Origin of the sequence: Kosakonia sacchari SP1 (genome assembly GCF_000300455.3) — a bacterium.
GTDB classification, from domain to species: domain Bacteria; phylum Pseudomonadota; class Gammaproteobacteria; order Enterobacterales; family Enterobacteriaceae; genus Kosakonia; species Kosakonia sacchari.
Map to the genome: position 1 here is coordinate 2,646,050 of NZ_CP007215.2, position 24,928 is coordinate 2,670,977.

The following is a 24,928-nucleotide window of genomic DNA, read 5'->3' on the forward strand; positions in this document are numbered from 1 at the left end:
GCATAAAACAGGTTCACCGTGCAGAGCCCAATTCAGGCGCGATGCCCCTGGCCTGCTCCCCTATTTAATGTAACAACTGCGAGCTGGTTGGCGCTTTATATCGCTGCATATAAAATTTTAATTCATCAATAAATTCACTCTCTGAAATCGCATTGGTATTAATTTTTTTGGCAATATCCTGTGAGAAGTCAATAAAATCTCTCACATTGTTTTCATGCCCCACCAGTGCGGCTCTGCCTATATTTTCAAGAGAAAGTTTAAGATTCCATCCTTTATCATGTTTCGCTTTTCTTTTTACCGTGTTTTTTAAAAAATTCGTCGCCATTGCCTCGGCGCTGGCCAATGGCATTTCTATCCCTTCCAGTAAAATCATCTCTGGTTTCTTCGGCGCGATAGCGGCGGCCTCATCAACGGCTTTGATGCTGTTTTCTGACACGGAATGAAGTGCCACCGCACTTTCCATATGCTCCCCCTGAACATTTTCAGCGGGTTCTTTAAAATCGCTTTGTTTGATTTTTTCTATTGCTTCCTTTTTTTGCTCTTCGGTAAAGACTCGGCGCCCTCTTTTACGCCGGGTATTGCTGGCCATTGCTGTCAGGCTACTTTCCGTTACGTCATCTGCCTGAGCCAGCGCTTCATCCGTCGAAATTGCCGAAATTTCCGCTGCGCTCTCTTCCACCGGAGAAGCGGTGATCGGTGTGGGTTCACTCTTCTCAGACGGATTCACGCGCAGGGCTTCCAGCGCCTGGCTCATTTCTTCAGGGCTAAATACTCTGCGTCGTCTGTCGTTTCTTTTACTGTTTTTTATCTCCGTATTACCAGAAATGGACGCTGACGGACTGGATCCTTGCTCTTCGTCATCCAGCGCCTTCCGCGGCATTAATCCGTCTTTATCGCTCAAGGTCACAGGATTATTTCTGACCATTCTGTAGAGATTCAGCCCATCAAGCGTTCCTGCCCGATCGCTGGACAGCCATCGCCCCGTCCACGGCTGGTAGTAGCGGAACCCGTAGTAATACAGCCCCGTAGCGTCACGCTCTTTGCCGGAGTACCTCATGGTTTTGTAATTTACTTCGGCCTGGCTGCGCGCCGTCAGGAGAGCGGTTCCCCCGTACGGGTAATACTCTTCCATGCTGATGATTTCACCCTCTCCGCTCAGCTCAAGCTGGCTGCTGCCGACCAGGTTATCGTAACTGTAGCGTGTCTGGTCGTTCGCGATGTCTGCGGGCTTGCCGCTCTCCCAGTGCAGCACACGCACCTGCGCCCGTCCGGCCTCGCCGACGATAATCACCTGCAAGCTTTCTTCTGCAGCGCCGTTTGTGGTACTTCGCAGCTCCAGCCCCGGCAGGTAAAGCACTCGCTGCGTCTGCGTACTACCGCTGGTCTTCTGTATGCCGACTTTCAGGAGCCGCTGGCTACCGCCGTCATAGCGGTAGCTTTCCTGATCGTCTGCGCTGTCGTCACGCGTCACCGGGCTCACCCTCTGTAACTCGTTACGCGACGTCCAGACCAGGGGCTGCCCCGCCAGCAGCTGTTTCTGTTGTCCACCCGCCGTGAACAGGGCATCCACATCAGACGGATTAGTGGTCAGTGTGCTTAATACTCCCCGGTTACTGCGATCGCTGACGGTAATATCGGTCGTGTAACTGTGGTTCGTCGCGGGTGCGCTGTGGCGTATCTGGATCAGGTTGCCGCCATTGTCATAACGATAGGTGCGGATAAAACAAGTATATGCAGAGCTGTCTGTCGGAAGGGGAACAATGAAGGACGGTAAATTACTGCCCTGCTGATCGGCATTTGCCATCTCACGCCCGGTGGCGCTAATCAGCTGATACAGGCTATCGTAGCTGTAGGTATTTTCAGGTACGACTTTCTGATTGCGCCAGAAACGGGTCTCTTCCGCATCGTTGCTGATGCTAAGCACATTGCCCACTGGATCATATTCATAACGTAGATCCTGCAACACTTTCGCACCGGAAACATGACCCTCCGGGCGCGCCGTTTTTATCCCGACCAGGCGCTGCGTCTCCGGTTCATAAAGGTATGTCGTCACCACGCCATTACCGTGCTCCTCACGCAACTTCTGACCCGCCGCAGAGTACGTCAGGGACTTCACGATAATTTGTTCTGTGCCACCTTTCACTGTCAGCCAACTGCCGGACATCATTCCAGCCACATCGTACGCCATACGTTGCTGATGACCCGCTGCGTCGGTGGTCGACAAAATTGCCCCGGTGGCATCGGAGGTTGTCAGAGTGATATAGGTTTTCGCCTCCAGCACGTCGTTCCATGCGGAAGCATCCTGACCTTGCCAGTTGACCTCCGTGTTCGGGTCGTCCGCATCTTTCAGCAGATGGCGGGTGACACAGAGAAGCACGCCCGTCAGAGCAACGCTGTCGCGCTGTATAAGACCTGCGGTGTCGTAATAGCTAACAACCAGTCCGGCAAGGTTCTGCGCCTTCTCCGCATCGCTGTTACCGGCATAGACAAAGCGCTCTGCAATGCGGCCAGCTTCACCGTTGACCTGCTCGGTGATACTTATCGGGCGGCCCGGCAACGAAGCGTCCTCGTACTGCCAGGTTCGGGTCACGGCCTGATTTCTGTTTTCTGTACCATCGTCAGCGGTGTCAATATTGCTGATTGTCATAAACGATCGACCCGCAGCATCGTTCAGCGCCACGGACGTTCCGTTGTCAACACCCTGTGTACGCAGAACGTTTCCGGTCAGGCCAGTCAGATAGCTGAAGTTTGCAAGGCCAGTGTCGTATAGGCGCGGATCTGCGCTCTGCAGTAAAAAACCACGAGCGTTGTACTGGTGGTGGGTGGTGCGCTCACTGGTGGTGTCCGGCGAGTCGGGATGACGATGATACGAGACTTCGCGGACGATCAGGCCACGGTTGTCGAGAACCGTGACCATCGGGGTTTTGCTGAATAAAGATGTGCTCATAGGAATCTCCTGGGAATAGTGTGCAGCCCGTCAGGCTACACAGAAAATCATAGGAGACTTGCACTGGAGTGGGTACTTTCAGGGCTGGCTACAAGGCAAACAGCTAATCCCTAAAACCGTTACGGTTTCCAGTGACACTCCAGGCCGCAAACCGTCTGGATGAAGCTGCACAGGGCTTGCGCGCCTTCAGCAATAGTCGGAAAGGTGGCCGAATGGTATATACCCTCGCCATCTGCGCCGAACAGATGCTGATATTCTGGCTTAACATCGATGGAAGTGAATCGCCTTAACGTCTCGCGATTGCAACGAATGCGGTAGCCATTTTTAAAGCGTTGTAACATATGTACACCGGTAGTGGTATTACCGGTGCTTCTGGCAATATTTAACATCTAAGCATCTCCTCAATACGCGAAAAATAGTAACCCCCACATGACTGAACTTATGATGCTGTGCTATTTCCCTGCATTTTTTGGCAGCAAATAATCCGGTGTTGTGCGCCGGGTTATTAAGCCAGTGGTTTTAAAATGATATTGATAAGGGCCATCAATATAGAACGGCAACTCAATGATAGCCTTGTGGCTACTGCGTACATCCAGATAAGCAAACATCTGGTAAATGGTCAGATCAGGGCAGAAAGCACGATTGTCATCACTGCATATCGTACCGTCATAGCGACTGATTCCATCGTCGTCATATTTCGCCGCGATTTCACCGCCTTCTACAGGCAGCGTTAATTGACCCTCTGAAACGTAATACATAATTTTCGGGTCGCTAATCACGCCCGCTTTTTCCTTCTGCATCACCAGAATCGTCGCCTTTGCTTGTTTATAGGGGGGCGATAGTTTTGCGACATCCTCAGACTCCAGCGTATATAGATACGTTTTTTCGCCCCGCATTTCGTCGCTATCTTCTGATACTTTCCATTTACCCGGCATCGCTGTCTCAAGGTAGGCATTTGCGACAACATAGTAGGCATTAACCCTGCTATCCGTTTCCTTTATATCTACGCCAGGCTGCATAACGTTTTCAAAAGCAGCCAGCAATGGCGCGGTTTTTAATTTGACGACAGGTTCCGAGGTACTGGCATCCAGTTTCTTGAGCTCAGGGAGATATTTAGCCCGATATGTATCACGATAAATTGATACGCACTTAGCGTCCTTGGCTACCGCCATTTCATAGTTTTCTAATGCCGTTTTCGTCAGGATCATAAGCTGCTGACCATCGCGAATTTCAACACTCTCCACATCCATCGCTGCCGGGCATTTATTTGCCGCGGTTTTAGGTACTGCGTTCGCGCTAAAGCTCGCGCAGGCCGCAAGCAGCATGGCCGATGCGTAGGTTATTTTTTTGATCATGATTCATTCCTGTGTGTATTTATTATCTGTTTGGATTGCGCCTGTATCCCGCATCGCCAGGCGTTCACGTTAAAATGTTTGCGGCGCTAATTACGCGCAGGACCCGATGATTCGGCTCCGCTCACAAACCGACACGCAGTGGCTCGCGGCAAGAGAACGCTTCAATGCGCTTGCATCAGGCATAAATGAGATTTTCCCTACGGAGAACAGTCTATTTTCCCCCGCTTTCAGGTACCAGCTTTTGGCGAGACTTTTTAGCTAAATTCTTTGCTACTTCAAACATTTCCTAAATGTGACCCGCTGCGCCTCTTGATCAGTGACTGAATTTAGCAATACTGTATATAAATACAGTTAACCGAGTTCATCATCATGCAGTTCATCCCATCGACCGAGAGTGATCACCTCATTCCCCTTCCGCTCTTTGCTGAGCGCGTTCCCTGTGGGTTCCCAAGCCCGGCGCAAGATTATGTCGAAGAGCGGCTTGATTTAAACAAACTGGTGGTTAAACACCCCAGCGCGACTTACTTTGTCAGGGTCAGCGGAGACTCGATGATCGGTGCAGGGATTAGCGATGGTGATTTGCTGGTGGTCGATCGCTCATTAACCGCCGGACATGGTGACATTGTTGTTGCGGCGGTTGCCGGGGAATTCACGGTGAAGGAGTTGCGGACCCGCCCTGTTCTTCAACTCATCCCGCATAATGTTCATTATGCGCCGATTGTTTTCCATGCTGAGGAAGAGTTACAGATCTTCGGCGTCGTGACATTTACATTGAAATCAAACCGACATGTTCGCGCTTGTTGATGTGAATAACTTCTACGCCTCCTGTGAGACGCTGTTTCGTCCGGATCTTCAGGGGAAACCTGTCGTTGTCGTGTCCAACAACGATGGGTGCATTATTTCGCGATCGTGTGAGGCGAAGAATCTCGGTATAGACATGGCTGCGCCTTACTTCAAGATCAAAGATGAGCTTCATCGTCAGAACGTTACGGTATTTAGCTCAAATTATGCGCTGTATGCCGACCTCAGCAATCGGGTTATGTCGACGCTGTCTGAAATCACCCCCGCCGTTGAGCTTTATTCGATTGATGAAGCTTTTATCGATCTGTCTGGCGTTTCAAACTGTATTTCACTTGAGGCATTCGGCCACCAAATTCGTGATCAGCTCCTGAAAAATACCGGTCTGACAACCGGCGTTGGCATTGCACCAACGAAAACCCTCGCCAAGGTGGCCAATTATGCTGCCAAAAGGTGGGTCAGCTACGGCGGCGTTGTGGATATTTCCTCCCGAGAAAGGCAGCGCAAGCTCCTGTTTCGTGTGCCGATACAGGAGGTCTGGGGCGTGGGACGTCGCATCAGTAAAAAGCTGGCGTTAATGGGCATTGAAAACGCGTTGCAACTTGCCGACAGCTCAACCTGGGTTATCCGTAAACACTTTAATGTTGTGCTGGAACGTACCGTGCGGGAACTGCGCGGTGAATCATGCCTGGCGTTTGATGAATTTATTCCGACTAAGCAGCAAATTATTTGTAGCCGCTCTTTTGGCAAGCGAATCACGCAGTATTCAGATATGCATCAGGCAATATGCGCCTATGCTGAACGCGCGGCGGAGAAGTTACGCGCTGAACATCAATTCTGCCAATTCATCAGCGTTTTTATTCGTACCAGCCCGCATGCGGATAATCGCATTTACTACGGAAACAAGGCATCCGTGACATTGATGACGCCAACCAATGATACGCGCGACATTATTCGTGCTGCGACAAGCTCGCTGGATCAGATATGGCGGGAGGGGCATCGCTATATGAAGGCTGGTGTGATGCTTGCAGATTTTTTCAGCAGCGGCGTTGCCCAACTCAATCTATTCGATGAAAACCGCCCCTATGCGAACAGTGCGCTGCTGATGGAAACCATTGATCGTTTAAATACCTCGGGAAGAGGAAGCGTCTGGTTTGCAGGACAGGGAATTGAAAAAAACTGGGCGATGAAACGCGAAATGCTTTCCCCCGCCTATACCACACGCTATTCCGATCTGCCTGTCGTGAAATAAAGACCGTACAGAAACTGTAACGACCTCGATTTGCATCAACAAATGCGCCGACAGTCGGGCGCATTTGTCATATCAGGCATGCTTATGCGTGGCTGTACTCTTTTACCAGCTGGCGCAGATCCAGCTCAGAGGAGTAATCCACGTCCGGCATTGAAAAGCCATTCAATGCATAAAACTCGGTGAGATACCCGGCGAAGTCACCAACGGTTTTAAAGTTCTCGGTGGTGACCCGTTTTCTTAGCAACTCCACAGCTTGCTGAACATCCGGGCGCAGCTCGAAATCATCAAGGCGGATCCGCCGCTCGTCATCCGTGATGACGTTGCCCATTGGCGGGTAAAGGTGGTTCAACATCAGCCTGTGCATCTGCTCAATGCAGGTTTCATGCAACCGCTTCTGCTTCATTACCTTGTACAGCAACGTAATATATAACGGAAACATAGGGATAAAGGCGCTGGCTTTGGTCACCAGCGCTTTACACACCACCGCATAGGCATGACCATTAACGCGCTGGAGCTGTGCGTCAAGATGATCGGCTGTTGCGTGCAGATGGGCTTTCGCCGCGCCTAACGCGCCCTCTTTATAGAGCGGCCACGTTGATTTCGGGCCAGTATAAGAGTACGCCACCGTTTTGAATCCCTCGGCCAGCACACCAGCCGCCGACAACATATCAATCCAGCGTTGCCAGTCTTCCCCGCCCATGACTTTTACCGTATCGGCAAGTTGTTGTTCGGTCACCAGTTCCAGCGTCTGGTTCACCATCTTGCGGGTTTCCAGGTCAAAACCCGGGCCGGAAAAAGCTTGCCCGCGCACGCCAAGCGTTGAGGTGTAACGCGTACCATCCGGGCAAATACGCACGCCAGAGGCAACCGAATAGACAAGCAGATCAATGCTGCCGCCAAACTCCTGCTTAATGTACGCAATCACCTCGTTGCGCGTCGTATCGGAAAAAGCATCCGCGATAAAATTTTTCGCGATAAGCCCTTTCTCATGCGCCCGGCGACGAAAAAAAATATTGTTATACCATCCGGCGCTGCCCATACCTTTTTCACCCGGACTTTTTTCAAATGAAACGCCAATCGTATCGGCACCGCCACCAAAGGCTACCGCTATGCGTGAGGCCAGCCCATATCCGGAAGAGGCACCAATCACCAACACCTTGCGCGGACCATAGATTTCCCCATGCGATTCAACATAGTTAATTTGTTTATCAATGCCCTGGCGTAAACCTTCAGGATGGCAGTTTTTAGCCACATTGCCTTGAATAATAAGCTCCATCAGTTCACCTCCTCAGCCAGCGCTTTTTCCAGCGGCGGCAAAACGACGGCTTCACCGACAATAACCTTATCCCCATGCTGATTGGTGCACGTGGTTTTGAGCCGCACCCGGTTTTTTTCACAATTAATCGCGATAACTTCCGCCGTCGCCGTAATCGTATCGCCAATAAATGTTGGCTTAATAAACTTGAGGTCTTGTCCGAGATAAATAGAACCGTTACCGGGTAATTTATTGGCAATGACCGCAGAGATAAGCCCACTCACCAAAATACCATGCACCACGCGTTGCCCGAATATACTTTCCCGCCCTGCACTCTCATCCAGATGAACAGGATTGGTATCGCCAGATGCCAATGCAAAATCTGCGACGTCATTATCCGTCAATGTTTTTTTAAACTCTGCACACTGACCAATATGCAAATTGTGGATTGTATTAACCATAAAGCACACGTCCTTTTAAATATATTTTGAAAGCGTTTAACGGAAGCAATTAGAGAAACAACTAATTGCATCCATATACACCTGCTTTTCCCAATTCCGTCAACCCCCATCGAGTTCTCATTAGCTATAAGAGTAACTTTATATTTCTCTTTTCAGATACAGCGCATTGGCAAATCAATTCTTAAATTAGTTTTTTTTACTTAAGACAAAATCGCAACGCGGAGCCAACCTCATGGCAACTAACAGATAAAAATCCTCTTTATCAACAAGATAAATCCAACACCACAAAGAAAGATCTACACGCAATCCTTATTAAAAGCCAAGAAAAAGATCATTATCGACGGAGCAATGACGAATAAAAAAACAAACAGACAAATTCAGAAAATAAGGTTAATTACGAAAAAATAAGAAGCGATGTAATTCTAAAGCCATCTTTAACAACTTTTAAGTATTGATGCATATCAATACCGCAGAAAGTTCTCTGCGCATTAATAGTTGAATCATTTAAATCAAAAGGTAATACAAATGAAGGACACGGATATTGTCGTTCTTGATTGTGCAAGAACTGCTATCGGCGTACTTAATGGTTCTTTGGCAGAAATTAGCGCACCTCAATTAGGCGCTGCGGTGATTAAAGCGCTTCTGGAAAAAACGAGGATTGCGGTAAAAGAGATCGATGAAGTTATTATCGGCCAGGTCCTTGCCGCAGGCAGCGGGCAAAACCCGGCGCGCCAGACATTAATTCAGGCAGGTATTCCAACCGATGTTCCGGCGCTGACGATTAATAAAGTATGTGGTTCGGGGTTAAAAGCGCTGCAACTGGCATGGCAGGCGCTGAAATGTGGTGATGCCGAATTAATTATTGCCGGAGGGCAAGAAAGTATGAGCCAGGCACCGCATGTTTTACCCCATTCACGCAGCGGCATGAAAATGGGTAACTGGCCAATGCTGGACAGCATGGTGAAGGATGGCCTGTGGGATGCTTTTCATGATTATCACATGGGCATCACTGCCGAGAATGTGGCCGAAAAATATGCGATCACACGTGAAGAACAGGATGCTTTCGCCCTTGCGTCACAACAGAAAGCGGCGATCGCGTTAGAAACGCACCGTTTTGCCAGTGAAATTGTTCCGGTTGGCATCACCCGACCTCGTAAAGAGCCCGTCCTGTTTGATACCGATGAATTTCCCCGTCCGCAAACATCGCGTGAAGGCTTAGCCAAACTCCGGCCAGCCTTTAAAGCCAACGGCACCGTCACCGCCGGCAATGCCTCAGGCGTTAACGATGGTGCGGCAATGGTGATCCTGGCTACAGCGAAAAAAGCGCGTGAGCTGGGGATCGCACCGCTGGCCAGGATCGTGGCGTTCGGTACTTCAGGCGTCTTGCCAGAAATCATGGGAACCGGCCCAATCACGGCGTCTCGCCATGCGCTGGCCAGGTCGAACTGGCAGGTTGATGAGCTGGCTCTTATCGAAGCCAATGAAGCCTTTGCCGCTCAGGCCATCGCCGTCAACCGGGAAATGGGCTGGGATCTCTCCAGAGTGAATGTCAATGGCGGCGCGATTGCGCTCGGCCACCCTATCGGCGCATCCGGTACGCGAATTTTCGTCTCTTTGCTCCATGAAATGCAGCGTAGAAAAAGCAAAAAAGGTCTGGCAACGCTGTGCATTGGCGGTGGAATGGGCATCGCCGTCACCGTCGAAATGGAATAACGCCGCTATGAAGAATGTTTTTAACGTGAGGAAATGATGATGAGTAAAGTTGCGCTTGTAACCGGTGGGATCCGCGGTATTGGTGGAAAAATCAGCCTTCGCTTTCTGCTGGAGCATTACCAGGTTATCGCGGTTGATACAGATGCGGATCGTCTGAAAGAGTGGGTTGAAATGCAGCGCGCAGCAGGGTTTGCCAAAGCCGATGTGATTCGTTGCGACGTCAGCGATTACTCGCAGTGTCAGGACGCGGTCAGCACGCTGCTGAAGCAATATGGTCATATTGATGTTCTGGTGAATAACGCGGGTATTACCCGCGATGCAACCTTTAAAAAAATGGATAAATCGCAATGGGATGCGGTTATTCAGGTCAACCTGAACAGCATGTTCAATATGACCAAACCCGTTCTGGATAACATGCTGGCAAACCAGCGCGGGCGCATCATTAATATATCGTCGATAAATGGTCAGAAAGGACAGTTTGGTCAGACTAATTATTCGGCCGCCAAAGCGGGTGTGCATGGTTTCACGAAAGCGCTGGCGCAGGAGGTAGCGCGTAAAAATATTACCGTTAATACCATATCCCCAGGCTACATCAACACTGAAATGATGCAGGCCATCCCCACCGATGTGCTGGAGGCTATTGTGGCGCAAATTCCCGTTGGTCGCCTCGGCGAAGCCGATGAAATCGCCGAACTGGCCCTGTATCTCGCCAGTGATAAGGCCGGGTTTATTACCGGCTCCAATATCGCCATCAATGGCGGCCAGCATATGTATTAAGGATATGCCATTTCCGGGCCTCACCGGCGATACATCTGGTGAGGCAATATTGGGGACTCAGGATTTTTATCATGCTTGAAAAATTAAGTTCGTTTGTTGAGCTTGCGCGCAGGAAAAAGCCTAAAATAATTGCCGTGGCCGCAGCAGAAGATTCTCATGCACTCGAAGCCATAAAATGGATCAAAAATGATGGGCTGGCAGAGGCCATTCTGATTGGTTGCCGGGATAAAATAACCTTGCTCGCCGAAAACCTTAAATTTGATATCAGCCATATGGAAATAATGGATATTCCAGATAAAGCTGAAGCCTGCAAAGAGGCGGTGCGAGTCGTCAAATCCGGACAAGCGCATATTTTAATGAAAGGGCTTGTCGATAGCGCCATTTATCTGCGAGCGATTTTAAATAAAGAGACTGGCATCGCGGCATCGCGGCTTGTCACGCAATTAGCCTTTATCGAAAGCCCGCATTATCACAAGCTGTTTGCGATCACCGACGCTGGCATCACTATTACACCTGACCAGCGAGATAAAGCCACCATGATTGCCCAGTCGGTTAATGTCCTGCATCAGGTTGGTATTGCAGTGCCCAAGGTCGCGCTGATTGCCGCCGTGGAGCATATTACGCCCGCAATTGCCGCTACCGTGGATGCCGCGGCGCTGAGTGGCATCACTTACGATAACTGTATTGTTGAAGGTCCGCTGTCCATCGATCTGGCGTTTAATAAAGCATCCTGCCGACATAAAGGGTTGCATTCCCAGGTTGGCGGCGATATTGACCTGGCCGTCCTTCCGGATATCAACAGCGCCAATGTCTTTTATAAAACGGTGATGCAACTTGGCGGAGCATTGAGCGCAAGCACACTGACGGGAACGGCAAAACCAGTGGTATTTACCTCGCGATCGGACACCGCTAAAACAAAATATTTTGCTATTGCTTGTGCGATTTCTCAATGCAAGGACTGACTATGTATATTTTGGTGATAAACCCAGGCTCAACGTCTACGAAAATTGCGATATATAACAACCGCACGCAGCTTATTTACCGTACATTTAACCATGATGAAAAAGAGATGGCGGCTTTTTCCACAGTTTTGGATCAAAAAACCTTTCGCAAACAGATAATTCTCGACATATTGCAGGAACATGGTTTTCGCTTAAACGACATTGATATATTTATTGGTCGCGGTGGTCTGGTGCGTCATTTGCAAAGCGGCGTTTATCGTATTAATGATGACTATATTCACGATGCCAGTGTCGGTCTCAACGGTGAACATGCATCTAATCTGGGAGCCATATTGGCCTGGGAACTCGCGCGGGCGGTAAATAAAGAAGAGATGGCGTATACCGTTGATCCTGTCGTCGTCGATGAATATGACCCGATTGCAAAGATATCCGGAATGCCGGAAATTTCACGCGTTGGTGCTTTTCACGCGCTAAATCAAAAGGCAGTCGCGCATCGTTATGCCACGGAAACAAACCGCCCCTATTCTGCGCTTAAATTGATCGTGGCCCATTTAGGTGGCGGTATCAGCGTGGGCGCTCACCGCGATGGTCGCATTGTGGATGTGAATTCAGCCCTGGGTGGCGATGGGCCATTCTCGCCGGAACGCGCAGGCCGCCTTCCCAGCTATGAATTATTAAAACTGTGCTTTTCAGGGCAGTACACGTATGCGCAATTGAAGAAGAAGTTGATTGGTGAAGGTGGCGTTTATGGTTATCTCGGCACCAAGGATATCCGCGATGTTGAACAACAGATTATGGATGGGAATAAAAAGGCGCGGGATATTCTGGAAGCCATGGCCTACCAGATAGCCAAAGAGATCGCCTCGTGCGCCGCCGTACTAGAGGGATGGGTCGATGCCATCATTATTACCGGCGGAATAGCCTATAACAGAAGAATTGTCGAACTTATTCGTCAGCGCGTCAGTTTTATTACACCTGAAATCGTCATTTATCCTGGTGAGGATGAAATGTTCGCACTGGCAGATGGCGTACTGGCCGCGATGGAAGGTCAAAGGGAGTTAGTCGAATACTGAAGAGGTATAAATGATGAGTAAAAAGAATATTGCACTGTTTCCAAATCAAATCACCGTGACAAAACCTAATGGCAGCGTATGCCTGCACATCAATTTCAACGATGGGCGGGATGATATTTCAATTGAGCTAAATAGTACGGAGGCAGAACATCTTTCCTGCGCGCTGGGTTCCCGGCAACGTGAAATCCTTATTGCGGCCGAATATGCCGATTAAAAAATAACGGGAACCTGTCTGGTTCCCGCCTTTTATTAACCATTCGCAAGCTAATTTCCCGACACCGCTACATTCTTTAACGGCTGCGTTTTGCATGGCGTTCCCAGTTATCCTGTTTTGCCTGCTCTGATTTGCGGATCGCGACATAGCAAGCACCACTTCCGCCATGGTGCGGCAACGCAGTGCAAAACGCCTGAACCTCATCGAATTCAGGCAGCCAGCGCGCCAGATAACTCCGAATGATATTCGCATGCGAACCGTCTTCACGCGCTTTACCATGAATGATAAGCACATTGCGTAGCCCATCCTGGCGCGCATGATACATAAAACGGAACACCATTTGCCGGCACTGTTCGACCGGCTGACGCAGTAAGTTCAGGCTTGCCTGTTGGCCATATTTCCCCTGGCGCAATTTATCAAGCACCCCTTGTTGCAGGCCTTCTCGTTTGAACTCCAGCGGTGAGTCAAGCGGCACGATATCAAGAAACCCGGTGGTCAGAAAATTGTCGAGTTGCAGCGTGTCGACGCGTTGTAGCGTGCGTGAATTATGGCTCGGTTGCCAGTGCACATCGGCACTGCGCTTCAGGGGTTGGACATCTTCCATGGCGTCAAGGAAAAGCGATTTGTCGTCAGGGTTCATAGGGCAGTCCTCCAGCTACTTCTGCCTCCGTACTATAGCTGGCAGGGCCTGCGCTCACAATGGCCGGTACTAAATTGGTTTTTAGATAATCGCGATTGGTTCTGCTAGACGATATTCCAATAACATCATTCTTCGTAATGCTATTAGCGCCTCACCTTAAGAAAAATTAATATTCTGAATTTCAGTTAAATTATCGTGAAATCAATCACCAATTCTGACTGGAAATATGATGAAGGAACGCTATAACTATATTTACCGCGCAAGGATGAAAATGCATAAAATAACGATCGGATGCGCTGCTGTGTGTACTGTAGAGCCTGACGGATGTCGGCAGGCTCTATTTTTTTATTCGCGAAATAAGCGCAATATATCATCTATTAAATAATGCATACTTCGCTGACTATTATTTCACCCGCTTATTTCTTTATCCAGAATATAGTCCCTTTCGGGGTATAGCAGCATCGCTGAACGTTTGGTAAATTGGCGCCGTTGCCCACTGAAAAGGATGCCAGATGCTGACTTTACTTGAAGATACTATTTCCACACCGCTTGGCCCACTTTGGGTTCTGTGCGATGAGCAATTCCAGCTTCGCGCGGTTGAATGGGAAGAACACAGCGATCGAATGGTTGAGTTACTGAATATCCACTATCGCCGGGAGGGTTACCAGCGAGTGGCGGCGCCTAATCCGGGCGGCTTAAGCCAAAAACTGCAGGACTATTTTGACGGCGATTTAGCCGTAATTGAAACACTGCCGACGGCGACTGGTGGCACATCTTTTCAGCGCGAAGTATGGCAAGCGCTACGCACGATCCCCTGTGGCCAGGTAATGCATTATGGTCAACTGGCGGTAAAACTGGGTCGTGCAGGTGCCGCACGCGCGGTCGGCGCAGCGAATGGTTCAAATCCGGTGAGTATTGTCGTGCCCTGCCATCGCGTTATCGGCAGTAACGGTACGATGACGGGATACGCGGGCGGCGTGCAGCGAAAAGAGTGGTTACTACGCCATGAAGGGTACCTTCTATTGTGAGAAAAAACGCATATTTAGCGTTCTTTTCACCCTCTTTTGTGGTAAAAGCCTTAGCGAAATGATGGAATTTCAAAGAGATGGTGCAATATCATCTCTTTTCATTTCTGCCTCCCGTTTTATTAATCGTGAATTGACGTTTTACCGGGCTTACGCGCCCAGTAAAAAGCTGTTAAAATTGACCAATATCAATTACGGCGTTGAGCAGACCTATGATCCCGGAAAAGCGAATTATACGACGCATTCAGTCTGGCGGTTGTGCAATCCATTGCCAGGATTGCAGCATTAGCCAGCTTTGCATCCCCTTTACTCTGAATGAGCATGAGCTGGATCAGCTCGATAACATCATTGAGCGTAAAAAGCCCATCCAGAAAGGTCAGACCTTGTTCAAAGCCGGGGATGAACTAAAATCGCTTTACGCTATCCGCTCCGGTACGATCAAAAGCTACACCATTACCGAACAGGGCGACGAGCAAATCACCGGTTTCCATCTGGCGGGTGATTTGGTGGGCTTTGATGCCATTGGTACCGGCCATCACCCGAGCTTCGCACAGGCGCTTGAAACATCAATGGTCTGTGAAATCCCGTTCGAAACGCTGGATGACCTCTCGGGTAAAATGCCCAACCTGCGTCAGCAGATGATGCGTCTGATGAGCGGTGAGATCAAAGGCGATCAGGATATGATCCTGCTGCTTTCGAAGAAAAATGCAGAAGAGCGCCTGGCGGCATTTATTTATAATCTCTCACGCCGTTTTGCACAGCGTGGTTTCTCCCCGCGTGAATTCCGCCTGACGATGACACGTGGCGATATCGGCAACTATCTGGGCCTGACGGTAGAAACCATCAGCCGCCTGTTAGGCCGCTTCCAGAAGAGCGGCATGCTGGCGGTGAAAGGGAAATATATCACCATTGAAAATAGTGACATGCTGGCGCAACTGGCTGGCCATGCGCGTAACGTTGCCTGAGTTTTCCCCCGCTTGATCTCACCTTTGCCGGGTCATTAAATTTATCTGATTTATTGATCTGGCGAAGGCTTTCCCCTGTTTCATTCAGCACTTATGGGTTATCTTTTACTGACAGACTGTGGTGACAGATGTAAGGAGACCCTGTATGGCTAAGTATCAGAATATGTTGGTCGCCATCGATCCCAATCAGGACGATCAGCCAGCGTTACGACGTGCTGTGTATTTGCATCAACGGATTGGCGGTCGCATTAAAGCGTTTTTGCCTATCTATGACTTCTCTTACGAAATGACCACCCTTCTGTCCCCTGACGAGCGTACCGCAATGCGCCAGGGCGTCATCAGCCAGCGCACCGCGTGGATCCGCGAGCAGGCGAAATACTATATCGACGCGGGTGTGCCAATCGAAATCAAAGTGGTCTGGCACAATCGTCCCTTCGAAGCCATCATTCAGGAAGTTCTGGCAGGTGGACACGATTTACTGCTGAAGATGACCCACCAGCATGACAAACTGGAATCCGTTATTTTTACACCGACCGACTGGCATCTGCTGCGTAAATGCCCGTGCCCGGTGTGGATGGTGAAAGACCAGCCCTGGCCAGAAGCCGGGCGTGCAGTGGTCGCAGTCAATCTCGCCAGCGAAGAGATTTATCACAACTCGCTGAATGAAAAGCTGGTCAAAGAGACGCTGCATCTGGCTGAACAGGTTAACCACACCGAAGTGCATCTCGTTGGCGCATACCCGGTGACACCTATCAACATCGCGATTGAGCTACCGGAATTCGATCCCAGCGTATACAACGACGCCATTCGCGGCCAGCACTTGCTGGCGATGAAAGCGTTACGGCAGAAATTTGGCATCGATGAAAAACTCACGCATGTGGAAAAAGGGTTACCTGAAGAGGTGATCCCGGATCTGGCTGAACACCTGCAGGCAGGGATTGTCGTGCTTGGCACCATCGGGCGCACCGGGATTTCCGCCGCCTTCCTTGGCAACACCGCCGAGCAGGTTATTGATCATTTGCGTTGCGATCTGCTGGTCATTAAACCGGATGAATACCAGACACCTGTCGAACTGGACGACGAAGAAGACGACTAATCAAGCAACCCGCCGCAAGGCGGGTTTTTTTATACAGCCGTTTGTTCCCCCTGTGGATCTGCGGGCGGCGTTTCGACAGCCACTCCCCCTTTCACCACAACGCACGGCTGTGCCAGTTCAATATCCTCTGCGGCCAGATGCTCCATGATGCGGATATTGATTTCTTGCTGGATATCCATGTAGGTGTTGTAGTCCGCCGAATTGACGATATGCACCACTTCAAAATTCAGCCGATCGGTACCAAACCCGAGGAAATGAGCACGGTCAAAACGCGTGTTACCAACATCAGTGATGATGCTGCGCACCATCTCACCCACTTTGCGTAACTTCTCCGGCGGCGTAGTGAGCGCGAGACCAAAAGTGAAGACGATGCGCCGGGTCTGCATACGTTTGTAGTTATGAAGCGTTTGCTGAAGCAGGATGGCGTTACCGCAGACAATCTGCTCCCCGCTCAGGCTACGAATACGCGTTGTTTTCAGACCAATATGCTCAATGGTGCCGGCAACGTCGCCGAAAACGACAAAGTCACCAATCTCGAAAGGTTTATCAAAACCGATAGAAAGCGAGGCGAAAACATCGCTGAGAATGGTTTGTACCGCCAGCGCAATGGCGATACCGCCCACGCCAAGACTGGCGACCAGCGCGGTAATGTTGACCCCGACATTCGCCAGAATCGATAACAACATCATCGTCCACAGCATCATGCGCAGCAACAGACCAGCGATAACCATAGTGACCGGGTTTTTACTGGTGTTGGGCGAGAACATCAAGTGACGCATCCACGACACCACGCCCTGATCAAGCCAGAGGGCGATTTGGATCGCCAGCACTAAAAACCAGGCGTGCCCGAGCGTGTTAAACAGGTGATCGGGGAGATCGACAAACCGCAGGCTGAAGAGTAACGCCGCCACAAAGAGCAGGAATTTGCTGGTGCGTCTGAGCATATCCACTACAACATGCTGCAGCCTGCCGACGCCCTCCTGCTTTTCACTCCAGTTGCGCGCGCCTTTCAGCACCATATTCAGTAAGTAGGTGAACAGCCAGTAGACAACCAGCGTAACGATAACCACCGTGGCAAGACCAATCCAGAATGATGGCAGCATCAACATGGATATAAAGTCAAAACGTGACAAAAACGTCATCCTTCCTCCTCATAAAAAACATGAAGATAAAAGTATAGACACTCTGCTTTCGTCTACGCAGACCAAAAAAAACCGCTCCGAAGAGCGGTTTTTCAATCGGTACGATTTACAGCGCTTTGAGGATAGCGTCGACGCTGGCTTTGGCATCGCCAAACAGCATCTGTGTGTTCTCTTTGAAGAACAAGGGATTTTGCACGCCTGCGTAGCCCGTGTTCATGGAACGCTTGAACACAATCACGTTCTGCGCTTTCCACACTTCCAGCACCGGCATACCTGCGATCGGGCTCTTCGGATCATCCTGCGCCGCCGGGTTAACCGTGTCGTTCGCACCGATAACCAGCACGGTGTCGGTGTCGGCGAAATCATCGTTGATTTCGTCCATTTCCAGCACGATGTCGTACGGCACTTTCGCTTCCGCCAGCAGCACGTTCATATGGCCCGGCAAACGTCCGGCAACCGGGTGAATACCGAAACGCACCTTCACGCCGCGCGCGCGCAGTTTCTCAGTGATTTCCGCCACCGGATACTGCGCCTGCGCTACCGCCATGCCGTAGCCTGGGGTGATGATGACCGAATGCGAGTTTTTCAGCAGCTCTGCGGTCTCTTCGGCATTGATTTCACGGTGCTCGCCCGCTTCTTCATCGCTACCGGTTGAGGAGCCGTCAGTACCAAAACCACCGGCAATCACGCTGATAAAGGAGCGGTTCATCGCCTTACACATAATGTAAGAGAGGATCGCACCGGAAGAACCGACCAGCGCACCGGTCACGATCAGCAGGTCATTGCTGAGCATAAAGCCCGCCGCCGCGGCCGCCCAACCGGAATAGGAGTTCAGCATGGACACCACGACCGGCATATCCGCACCGCCGATAGAGGCCACCAGATGCCAGCCAAACACCAGCGCAATCATCGTCATCACCAACAGCGCCAGCACTTGCAGACCGACGCTTTCAGTGCGCACAAACACCAGCAGCAGCACGAAGGAAACCACTAACGCCGCCAGGTTCAGTTTGTGGCGATGCGGCAGCATCAACGGCTTAGAAGAGATCTTCCCGCGCAGTTTACCGAAAGCGACAATAGAACCGGTGAAGGTCACCGCACCAATAAAGATGCCGAGGAACACTTCCGTCAGGTGAATATTCACCAGCACCGGATCCAACCCTACTTCGTGGTCAAGATAGCTGTTAAAGCCTACCAGTACCGCAGCCAGGCCGACGAAGCTATGCAGCACCGCCACCAGCTCTGGCATTTCGGTCATTTCCACTTTCTTCGCCAGGCGAATACCAATCGCGCCGCCGATAATCATCGCCACTAAAATCCAGGCGACATTGCCGGTGTCCGGGCCAAAGATGGTTGCAATCAGCGCAATCGCCATCCCGGCGATACCAAAGTTATTCCCCTGCTGGGACGTTTCGTGTTTAGAAAGCCCCGCCAGGCTAAAAATAAACAGGATCGCGGCAACAATGTATGCAGCTGTAACTAATCCTCCAGACATCTGTTACCCCTTAGTTCTTCCGGAACATTTTCAGCATGCGCTGAGTGACGGTGAAACCACCAAAAATATTAATGCTGGCAATCAGTACCGCAATAAAACTCAGGAAGCTGACCCAGCCGCCGTGACCAATCTGCAACAGCGCGCCGACAACGATTATGCCGGAAATGGCGTTCGTCACCGACATCAAAGGCGTGTGCAGCGCATGCGAGACGTTCCACACCACGTAATAACCCACCACGCAAGCCAGGGCAAAAACGGTAAAGTGTCCGAGGAACTCTTTCGGGGCAACATCCGCAAGCCAGCCAAACAGAATGATCGCCAGTGCCATAAAGGCATATTTCCGCCACGGCGAAGCCGGTTTGGCCTCTTCTTTAGGTGCCGCAGCCGCTTTTGGCGCAGTTTGTGGCTGTGTAGAAACCTGAATCGGTGGTGCAGGCCAGGTAACTTCACCATCGCGAACCACGGTAACCCCACGAACGACAACGTCATCAAAATCGACAACCACGTTGCCGTCTTTTTCAACGCACAGCAGTTTCAGCAGGTTCACAAGGTTAGTGCCGTAAAGCTGGGAAGACTGCGTAGGCAAACGGCCTGGTAAATCGGTATAACCGATCACTTTCACGCCATTGGCGGTAGTGCTGACCTCGTTCGGTACCGTGTATTCACAGTTGCCGCCGTTTTGCGCAGCAAGGTCAACAATGACGCTGCCCGGCTTCATGGAGTCAACCATTTCACGGGTGATCAACTTCGGTGCGGGTTTCCCCGGAATAAGCGCCGTAGTGACGATGATATCGACATCTTTCGCCTGGGCTGCGAAGAGTTCCATTTCTGCTTTGATAAAGGCTTCGGACATCACTTTCGCGTAGCCGTCGCCGCTGCCCGCTTCTTCTTGGAAATCCAGCTCCAGGAACTCGGCGCCCATACTCTGCACCTGCTCTTTGACTTCAGGCCGCGTGTCGAACGCACGCACAATGGCCCCAAGACTATTGGCCGCGCCAATCGCCGCCAGACCGGCAACGCCTGCGCCAATCACCATCACTTTCGCCGGAGGCACTTTGCCCGCCGCCGTGATCTGCCCGGTAAAGAAACGGCCGAATTCATGCGCCGCTTCAACAATCGCACGATAACCTGCAATGTTGGCCATTGAGCTCAGCGCATCCAGCGACTGGGCGCGGGAGATACGCGGCACGGAATCCATTGCCATTACGGTAATGTTGCGCGCGGCCAGTTTCTCCATTAACGCCGGATTTTGCGCAGGCCAGATAAAACTCACCAGCGTCGTGCCTGGATTAAGCAGCGCGATCTCTTCGTCATCCGGCGCGTTAACTTTGAGGATAACGTCCGAGTGCCAGACGTTGCTCCCATCGACAATCGTCGCCCCGGCCTGGGCGAACGCATCGTCATCGAAACTTGCCAGCTTGCCCGCGCCGCTTTCAATCGCGACGGTAAAACCCAGTTTAAGCAGTTGCTCGACCGTTTTCGGCGTCGCGGCAACACGGGTTTCATTGGCCAACCGTTCTTTAGGTACACCAATACGCATAGTTTTCCCTTCCATCGGTTTTAGATGATGGTTTGTCAGTGGTTCCGGCGCGGTTATTGACTCAACGCTGCGGAAAATAAAACAGTAACAAACTTTCTATAACCTACTGAAAATAACGCCTGTGATCCACAGCCGGAAAAGAGAAATTATGCATTTATCCGTGAAAATTAACTGTCGGAGGCCGCAGGCAAGCTTATTTGCCTTAAATTCCCGCATACAGGCCGATATTCCGCTCAAGCGAAGCGGCAAAACACGATTAATCTCCGGTGCAGATTCGCTTTTTAACAATGTATTAACTTAAAAAAGTCATAACCTTTATCGGTTTTGCTGGTCAAGCGTCTGTTTTTTCAACATATCACTAAAGGTTATCGTTATTTCCCCCTCAGCCGCACAGTCAGTGAAAAATGACGCAGACAGTTGCGCTGTTTAAATGCAATAATCACCGACGTTTTCCCAACAACAACACCAGTTTATGGTTTGCGCAAGGCGAAGGATTATTTTTATGAAGCTTAAGTACACCCTCCTGGCGTCAGCACTTCTCTCGGCAACGGCATTTACCGCCAACGCAGCGACAGAGTTAACACCGGAGCAAGCGGCAGCGGTAAAACCTTACGATCGCATCGTGATCACCGGCCGTTTTAATGCCATTGGCGACGTCGTTAACGCAGCATCCAAACGCGCGGATAAAGAAGGTGCCGCATCATTTTACGTTGTTGATACCTCCGATGCGGGCAACAGCGGCAACCAGCGCGCCACGGTCGATTTATACAAGGCTGACGCCGCAAAAGCGGAACGCCCTGCTTTCCGTGTTATTAACGGCGTGACCGAGTTACCTAAAGATCAGGCGATTGCGCTTCAGCCGTACGATACGGTGACCGTTCAGGGTTTTTTCCGCACTCAGCCGGAAGTGAACGACGCAATTACTAAAGCCGCTAAAGAGAAAGGCGCAGCCTCTTTCTTTATTGTTCGCCAGGTTGATGCTAACCAGGGTGGCAACCAGATCGTCACGGCCTTCATCTATAAAGCCGACGCGAAAAAACGCGTTATCCAGAGCGCGGATGCTATCCCGCGTGACTCGGATGCGGGCCGCGCCGCGCTGGCAAAAGGCGGTGAAGAAGCCAAAAAAGTTGAGATCCCAGGCGTTGCCAGCGATGCGACAGCTGGCGTTGGTGTCGGTCGTTTCTTCGAAACGCAATCCTCTTCCGGCGGTCGTTACAGTGTCACGCTGCCTGACGGCAAGAAGATTGAAGAGGTGAATAAAATCACTGCAGCCCAGATGGTGCCGTTCGACAGCATCAAGTTCACCGGCAACTATGGCAACATGACGGAGATCTCTTACCAGGTCGCCAAACGTGCTGCGGCGAAAGGCGCCAAGTACTATCACATCACACGCCAGTGGTCAGAAAGCGGCAACAATATGACCATCAGCGCCGATCTGTATAAATAATCTGCATTTATGAATCAGGCGGCTACGGCCGCCTTTTTTATTTTTTTACTCTTTTTCGTAAAATTGTCGTCCCACCTCATTGCATGGCCCGTCGACTCTCCGTAAAATCCCGCGCCTTAGTGATATCCACCATATTTATGCGCCACGGCAAAATAATTATTCTGGATTAGTTGCTTTTTTGACAGGATAACCATGGAAAAGAAACTTGGCCTTAGCGCATTAACTGCGCTGGTTTTAAGCTCGATGCTGGGCGCTGGCGTTTTCAGCCTGCCGCAAAATATGGCGGAAGTTGCCAGCCCGGCGGCGCTGATCATTGGCTGGATGATCACCGGGGCGGGAATTTTATTGCTCGCTTTTGCCATGCTGATCCTGACCCGTATTCGCCCGGACCTTGATGGCGGCATATTCACTTACGCCCGCGAAGGTTTTGGTGAACTGATTGGCTTTTGTTCGGCCTGGGGCTACTGGCTGTGTGCGGTTATCGCTAACGTCTCCTATCTGGTTATCGTCTTTTCCGCCCTGAGTTTCTTTACCGATACACCGTCGTTGCGCCTGTTCGGCGATGGCAACACCTGGCAGTCGATTGTTGGCGCATCCGCACTATTGTGGATTGTGCATGCGCTGGTTCTGCGCGGCGTACAAACCGCGGCGAGTATCAATCTGGCAGCGACGCTGGCGAAACTGGTGCCGCTCGGGCTGTTTATTGTGCTGGCGGCGCTCGCCTTTAACCTCGACAAATTCCGCCTTGATTTCAGCGGCATCGCGCTGGGCGTTCCGGTATGGGAACAGGTGAAAAACACCATGCTGATCACCCTGTGGGTATTTATTGGGGTCGAAGGCGCAGTTGTGGTTTCTGCCCGGGCGCGCAATAAGCACGATGTTGGCCGCGCCACTCTGCTCGCCGTGCTGGCAGCGCTGACCGTCTACCTGCTGGTTACCCTGCTTTCGCTCGGCGTTGTCGCCCGCCCGGAACTGGCGGAAATGCGTAATCCGTCCATGGCCGGTCTGATGGTGAAACTGCTGGGGAGCTGGGGCGAAGTCATTATTGCGGCGGGTTTGATTGTCTCCGTCTGCGGCGCGTACCTGAGCTGGACGATTATGGCGGCGGAAGTGCCGTTACTGGCCGCGACGCATAAAGCGTTCCCGAAGATCTTCGCACGGCAGAATAAAAACAACGCGCCTGCTGCCTCTTTATGGCTGACCAATATCAGCGTGCAGGTTTGCCTGGTGCTTATCTGGCTCACCGGTTCGGATTACAACACGCTGCTGACCATCGCGTCAGAGATGATTCTGGTGCCCTACTTCCTCGTCGGCGCGTTCCTGTGGAAAATCGCGCAGCGTCCTTTGCACCAGGCGGTGGCGATTGGCGCTTGCGTATATGGCTTGTGGCTGCTGTATGCATCCGGTCCGATGCATTTATTGCTGTCGGTGGTGCTCTACGCACCGGGGCTGCTGGTGTTTATGTATGCACGTCGCACACATGAGATGACGGAAATGCTCAAACAGCATGAAAAAGCGCTGATTGGCGCCTTGTTAATCGCCGCCGTTCCCGCCACCTGGATGCTGATGCGCTAGTGCAGGCGGCTCCAGCAATAAATTATCAGCCAGGCGCTGAGGCTCCAGCAAATAACCGCACAGCCCAGCGCCGGCCAGACCCGCATCAAACCGGTGAAATACCAGAGCGACAGTAAATAGATAAAATAGGGAATAATCGCCCACATGCCGAACACGATCGTGGTGCGCAGCGCCTCAATGCCACGCTCGGTGGCGACAATATAGTGCGCAATCAGCGCGAAAGTGGGAAATAACGGGATTAACCCGGCAATATAGTAATTTTTCGTTTTGGCTAACAGACCAATCAACACCACCACCAGCGCCCCGATAGCTGCTTTAATCACCAACCCCATGATTTTCCCTTTATCACTGCAACAACAACGACCTACAGCATAACGGAAGCCTCTTCGTTTAGAAAAGATTAATGGCAGCTTATAGCAAGGCGGTGTATGTTGACGTTTTTGAACAATCGCGATGGCTTATGAATAAGATCGTTTTTGTGGAAGATGACCCGGAAGTGGGCTCACTGATTGCCGCTTATCTGGGCAAACACGATATGGACGTCATTGTCGAACCCCGTGGCGATCGCGCCGAAGAGGTGATCGCCCGCGAAAAACCCGAACTGGTGCTGCTGGATATTATGCTGCCCGGCAAAGATGGCATGACCTTGTGCCGCGACTTGCGTAACCAGTGGAACGGCCCGATTGTGCTGCTCACCTCGCTGGACAGTGATATGAACCACATTCTTTCACTGGAGATGGGCGCCAACGACTACATTCTGAAAACCACGCCGCCCGCCGTATTGCTGGCGCGACTGCGTTTGCATTTGCGCCAGCGCGTCAGTGTGAATACCGTGGCCGAACCCGCCACTCCCTCGCTGAAACAGCATAAAACGATCAGCTTTGGCACCTTATCTATCGATCCGGTTAACCGCCAGGTACTGCTGGCCGGGCAACAAGTCGCCCTCTCCACCGCCGATTTCGAATTGCTGTGGGAATTAGCGACGCACGCCGGACAGATTATGGACCGCGATGCGCTGCTGAAGAACTTGCGTGGTGTAAGCTACGATGGCATGGATCGCAGCGTTGATGTGGCGATTTCCCGTCTGCGTAAAAAACTGCTCGACAGCGCAACGGAACCTTACCGGATTAAAACCGTTCGCAACAAAGGCTATCTGTTCGCCCCGCATGCGTGGGACAACTAAAACGCACAACCAG

The 24,928-nt window shown here is 51.1% G+C and carries 23 protein-coding genes; 13 read left to right on the top strand and 10 right to left on the bottom strand.

Going from position 1 to position 24,928, the window contains the following annotated elements; genetic code table 11:
* Positions 1–64: 64 nt before the first annotated feature.
* The 3 genes from C813_RS35450 to C813_RS35460 form a co-directional block, all read right to left on the bottom strand.
* Entirely contained in the window at positions 65–2,947 is a 2,883-nt protein-coding gene (locus tag C813_RS35450; RefSeq protein ID WP_017456655.1) for an RHS repeat domain-containing protein, read from the bottom strand.
* A gap of 119 nt (positions 2,948–3,066) precedes the next feature.
* Positions 3,067–3,336, bottom strand: coding sequence for a hypothetical protein (locus C813_RS35455; RefSeq protein ID WP_017456654.1), 270 nt, complete (start codon positions 3,334–3,336; stop codon positions 3,067–3,069).
* A 63-nt stretch (positions 3,337–3,399) separates the two neighbouring features.
* A complete protein-coding gene (locus C813_RS35460; RefSeq protein WP_017456653.1) occupies positions 3,400–4,302 on the bottom strand; it encodes a hypothetical protein in 903 nt (300 codons plus the stop codon).
* Positions 4,303–4,671: 369 nt separating this feature from the next.
* On the opposite strand from C813_RS35460, the gene umuD reads away from it, so the two are divergent.
* Both umuD and umuC read left to right on the top strand, forming a co-directional pair.
* Positions 4,672–5,106, top strand: coding sequence for a translesion error-prone DNA polymerase V autoproteolytic subunit (gene umuD / locus C813_RS35465; RefSeq protein ID WP_017456652.1), 435 nt, complete (start codon positions 4,672–4,674; stop codon positions 5,104–5,106).
* Positions 5,090–6,352, top strand: a complete 1,263-nt coding sequence (umuC, locus tag C813_RS35470; protein ID WP_017456651.1) for a translesion error-prone DNA polymerase V subunit UmuC — start codon at positions 5,090–5,092, stop codon at positions 6,350–6,352. Before umuD ends, umuC begins: the two co-directional genes overlap by 17 nt.
* 82 nt (positions 6,353–6,434) lie before the next feature.
* Here the strand turns inward: umuC and fabV are convergent, their stop codons facing one another.
* Complete coding sequence (fabV, locus tag C813_RS35475; RefSeq protein WP_017456650.1) at positions 6,435–7,628, bottom strand: enoyl-ACP reductase FabV; 1,194 nt, start codon at positions 7,626–7,628, stop codon at positions 6,435–6,437.
* Positions 7,628–8,068: a MaoC family dehydratase gene (locus C813_RS35480; RefSeq protein WP_017456649.1), complete on the bottom strand. Its 441-nt coding sequence runs from the start codon at positions 8,066–8,068 to the stop codon at positions 7,628–7,630. The genes fabV and C813_RS35480 overlap by 1 nt, the downstream gene beginning before the upstream one ends.
* A gap of 525 nt (positions 8,069–8,593) precedes the next feature.
* Between C813_RS35480 and C813_RS35485 the strand changes: the two genes are divergently transcribed.
* From C813_RS35485 to C813_RS35505, 5 genes are all read left to right on the top strand, one after another.
* Positions 8,594–9,781, top strand: coding sequence for an acetyl-CoA C-acetyltransferase (locus C813_RS35485; protein WP_017456648.1), 1,188 nt, complete (start codon positions 8,594–8,596; stop codon positions 9,779–9,781).
* Between the two features lie 33 nt (positions 9,782–9,814).
* The gene (gene phbB / locus C813_RS35490; RefSeq protein WP_238593027.1) at positions 9,815–10,558 is read left to right on the top strand and encodes an acetoacetyl-CoA reductase; all 744 of its coding nucleotides are present in this window, start codon (positions 9,815–9,817) and stop codon (positions 10,556–10,558) included.
* Positions 10,559–10,629: 71 nt separating this feature from the next.
* The gene (locus C813_RS35495) at positions 10,630–11,520 is read left to right on the top strand and encodes a phosphate acyltransferase (protein WP_017456646.1); all 891 of its coding nucleotides are present in this window, start codon (positions 10,630–10,632) and stop codon (positions 11,518–11,520) included.
* A gap of 2 nt (positions 11,521–11,522) precedes the next feature.
* Positions 11,523–12,593, top strand: a complete 1,071-nt coding sequence (gene buk, locus C813_RS35500) for a butyrate kinase (RefSeq protein ID WP_017456645.1) — start codon at positions 11,523–11,525, stop codon at positions 12,591–12,593.
* A 10-nt stretch (positions 12,594–12,603) separates the two neighbouring features.
* Positions 12,604–12,807 carry a hypothetical protein gene (locus C813_RS35505; protein WP_238593028.1) on the top strand — a complete coding sequence of 68 codons (204 nt, stop codon included), beginning with the start codon at positions 12,604–12,606 and terminating at the stop codon, positions 12,805–12,807.
* Between the two features lie 76 nt (positions 12,808–12,883).
* Here C813_RS35505 and smrA read toward each other — a convergent pair whose 3' ends face one another.
* Positions 12,884–13,447 (bottom strand): DNA endonuclease SmrA, encoded by a 564-nt coding sequence (gene smrA / locus C813_RS35510; RefSeq protein WP_017456643.1) that lies wholly within the window; start codon positions 13,445–13,447, stop codon positions 12,884–12,886.
* Between the two features lie 512 nt (positions 13,448–13,959).
* Between smrA and ogt the strand changes: the two genes are divergently transcribed.
* From ogt to uspE, 3 genes are all read left to right on the top strand, one after another.
* Entirely contained in the window at positions 13,960–14,475 is a 516-nt protein-coding gene (gene ogt, locus C813_RS35515) for a methylated-DNA--[protein]-cysteine S-methyltransferase (RefSeq protein WP_017456642.1), read from the top strand.
* 209 nt (positions 14,476–14,684) lie between these two features.
* The gene (gene fnr / locus C813_RS35520; protein ID WP_016496244.1) at positions 14,685–15,437 is read left to right on the top strand and encodes a fumarate/nitrate reduction transcriptional regulator Fnr; all 753 of its coding nucleotides are present in this window, start codon (positions 14,685–14,687) and stop codon (positions 15,435–15,437) included.
* 145 nt (positions 15,438–15,582) lie between these two features.
* Positions 15,583–16,533, top strand: coding sequence for a universal stress protein UspE (gene uspE / locus C813_RS35525; RefSeq protein WP_017456641.1), 951 nt, complete (start codon positions 15,583–15,585; stop codon positions 16,531–16,533).
* Between the two features lie 29 nt (positions 16,534–16,562).
* Here the strand turns inward: uspE and C813_RS35530 are convergent, their stop codons facing one another.
* From C813_RS35530 to pntA, 3 genes are all read right to left on the bottom strand, one after another.
* Positions 16,563–17,675, bottom strand: coding sequence for a mechanosensitive ion channel family protein (locus C813_RS35530; RefSeq protein ID WP_017456640.1), 1,113 nt, complete (start codon positions 17,673–17,675; stop codon positions 16,563–16,565).
* Positions 17,676–17,781: 106 nt separating this feature from the next.
* Complete coding sequence (pntB, locus tag C813_RS35535) at positions 17,782–19,170, bottom strand: Re/Si-specific NAD(P)(+) transhydrogenase subunit beta (RefSeq protein WP_017456639.1); 1,389 nt, start codon at positions 19,168–19,170, stop codon at positions 17,782–17,784.
* 10 nt (positions 19,171–19,180) lie between these two features.
* A complete protein-coding gene (gene pntA / locus C813_RS35540) occupies positions 19,181–20,710 on the bottom strand; it encodes a Re/Si-specific NAD(P)(+) transhydrogenase subunit alpha (RefSeq protein WP_017456638.1) in 1,530 nt (509 codons plus the stop codon).
* Between the two features lie 502 nt (positions 20,711–21,212).
* On the opposite strand from pntA, the gene ydgH reads away from it, so the two are divergent.
* Both ydgH and C813_RS35550 read left to right on the top strand, forming a co-directional pair.
* Entirely contained in the window at positions 21,213–22,157 is a 945-nt protein-coding gene (gene ydgH / locus C813_RS35545; RefSeq protein ID WP_017456637.1) for a DUF1471 family protein YdgH, read from the top strand.
* Positions 22,158–22,349: 192 nt separating this feature from the next.
* On the top strand, positions 22,350–23,732 hold the full coding sequence (locus tag C813_RS35550) for an amino acid permease (protein WP_017456636.1): 1,383 nt from the start codon (positions 22,350–22,352) through the stop codon (positions 23,730–23,732).
* On the opposite strand, the gene C813_RS35555 is transcribed toward C813_RS35550, so the two are convergent.
* Positions 23,729–24,064 (bottom strand): GlpM family protein, encoded by a 336-nt coding sequence (locus C813_RS35555; RefSeq protein WP_017456635.1) that lies wholly within the window; start codon positions 24,062–24,064, stop codon positions 23,729–23,731. The two genes, C813_RS35550 and C813_RS35555, sit on opposite strands and share 4 nt — an antisense overlap.
* A gap of 128 nt (positions 24,065–24,192) precedes the next feature.
* Here C813_RS35555 and rstA point away from each other — a divergent pair, with 128 nt between their 5' ends.
* Positions 24,193–24,915, top strand: coding sequence for a two-component system response regulator RstA (rstA, locus tag C813_RS35560; RefSeq protein WP_025263636.1), 723 nt, complete (start codon positions 24,193–24,195; stop codon positions 24,913–24,915).
* Positions 24,916–24,928: the final 13 nt, after the last annotated feature.

What these genes read in the sequence shown, in the direction of transcription:
- uspE (WP_017456641.1), top strand. Translation starts at nt 15,583, where the DNA reads ATGGCTAAGTATCAGAATATGTTGGTCGCCATCGATCCCAATCAGGAC.
- C813_RS35530 (WP_017456640.1), bottom strand. Translation starts at nt 17,675, where the DNA reads ATGACGTTTTTGTCACGTTTTGACTTTATATCCATGTTGATGCTGCCA.
- ydgH (WP_017456637.1), top strand. Translation starts at nt 21,213, where the DNA reads ATGAAGCTTAAGTACACCCTCCTGGCGTCAGCACTTCTCTCGGCAACG.
- rstA (WP_025263636.1), top strand. Translation starts at nt 24,193, where the DNA reads ATGAATAAGATCGTTTTTGTGGAAGATGACCCGGAAGTGGGCTCACTG.
- C813_RS35485 (WP_017456648.1), top strand. Translation starts at nt 8,594, where the DNA reads ATGAAGGACACGGATATTGTCGTTCTTGATTGTGCAAGAACTGCTATC.
- C813_RS35455 (WP_017456654.1), bottom strand. Translation starts at nt 3,336, where the DNA reads ATGTTAAATATTGCCAGAAGCACCGGTAATACCACTACCGGTGTACAT.
- smrA (WP_017456643.1), bottom strand. Translation starts at nt 13,447, where the DNA reads ATGAACCCTGACGACAAATCGCTTTTCCTTGACGCCATGGAAGATGTC.
- C813_RS35450 (WP_017456655.1), bottom strand. Translation starts at nt 2,947, where the DNA reads ATGAGCACATCTTTATTCAGCAAAACCCCGATGGTCACGGTTCTCGAC.
- C813_RS35550 (WP_017456636.1), top strand. Translation starts at nt 22,350, where the DNA reads ATGGAAAAGAAACTTGGCCTTAGCGCATTAACTGCGCTGGTTTTAAGC.
- C813_RS35555 (WP_017456635.1), bottom strand. Translation starts at nt 24,064, where the DNA reads ATGGGGTTGGTGATTAAAGCAGCTATCGGGGCGCTGGTGGTGGTGTTG.
- C813_RS35460 (WP_017456653.1), bottom strand. Translation starts at nt 4,302, where the DNA reads ATGATCAAAAAAATAACCTACGCATCGGCCATGCTGCTTGCGGCCTGC.
- C813_RS35480 (WP_017456649.1), bottom strand. Translation starts at nt 8,068, where the DNA reads ATGGTTAATACAATCCACAATTTGCATATTGGTCAGTGTGCAGAGTTT.
- fabV (WP_017456650.1), bottom strand. Translation starts at nt 7,628, where the DNA reads ATGGAGCTTATTATTCAAGGCAATGTGGCTAAAAACTGCCATCCTGAA.
- C813_RS35505 (WP_238593028.1), top strand. Translation starts at nt 12,604, where the DNA reads ATGATGAGTAAAAAGAATATTGCACTGTTTCCAAATCAAATCACCGTG.
- C813_RS35495 (WP_017456646.1), top strand. Translation starts at nt 10,630, where the DNA reads ATGCTTGAAAAATTAAGTTCGTTTGTTGAGCTTGCGCGCAGGAAAAAG.
- pntA (WP_017456638.1), bottom strand. Translation starts at nt 20,710, where the DNA reads ATGCGTATTGGTGTACCTAAAGAACGGTTGGCCAATGAAACCCGTGTT.
- fnr (WP_016496244.1), top strand. Translation starts at nt 14,685, where the DNA reads ATGATCCCGGAAAAGCGAATTATACGACGCATTCAGTCTGGCGGTTGT.
- phbB (WP_238593027.1), top strand. Translation starts at nt 9,815, where the DNA reads ATGATGATGAGTAAAGTTGCGCTTGTAACCGGTGGGATCCGCGGTATT.
- ogt (WP_017456642.1), top strand. Translation starts at nt 13,960, where the DNA reads ATGCTGACTTTACTTGAAGATACTATTTCCACACCGCTTGGCCCACTT.
- umuD (WP_017456652.1), top strand. Translation starts at nt 4,672, where the DNA reads ATGCAGTTCATCCCATCGACCGAGAGTGATCACCTCATTCCCCTTCCG.
- buk (WP_017456645.1), top strand. Translation starts at nt 11,523, where the DNA reads ATGTATATTTTGGTGATAAACCCAGGCTCAACGTCTACGAAAATTGCG.
- umuC (WP_017456651.1), top strand. Translation starts at nt 5,090, where the DNA reads ATGTTCGCGCTTGTTGATGTGAATAACTTCTACGCCTCCTGTGAGACG.
- pntB (WP_017456639.1), bottom strand. Translation starts at nt 19,170, where the DNA reads ATGTCTGGAGGATTAGTTACAGCTGCATACATTGTTGCCGCGATCCTG.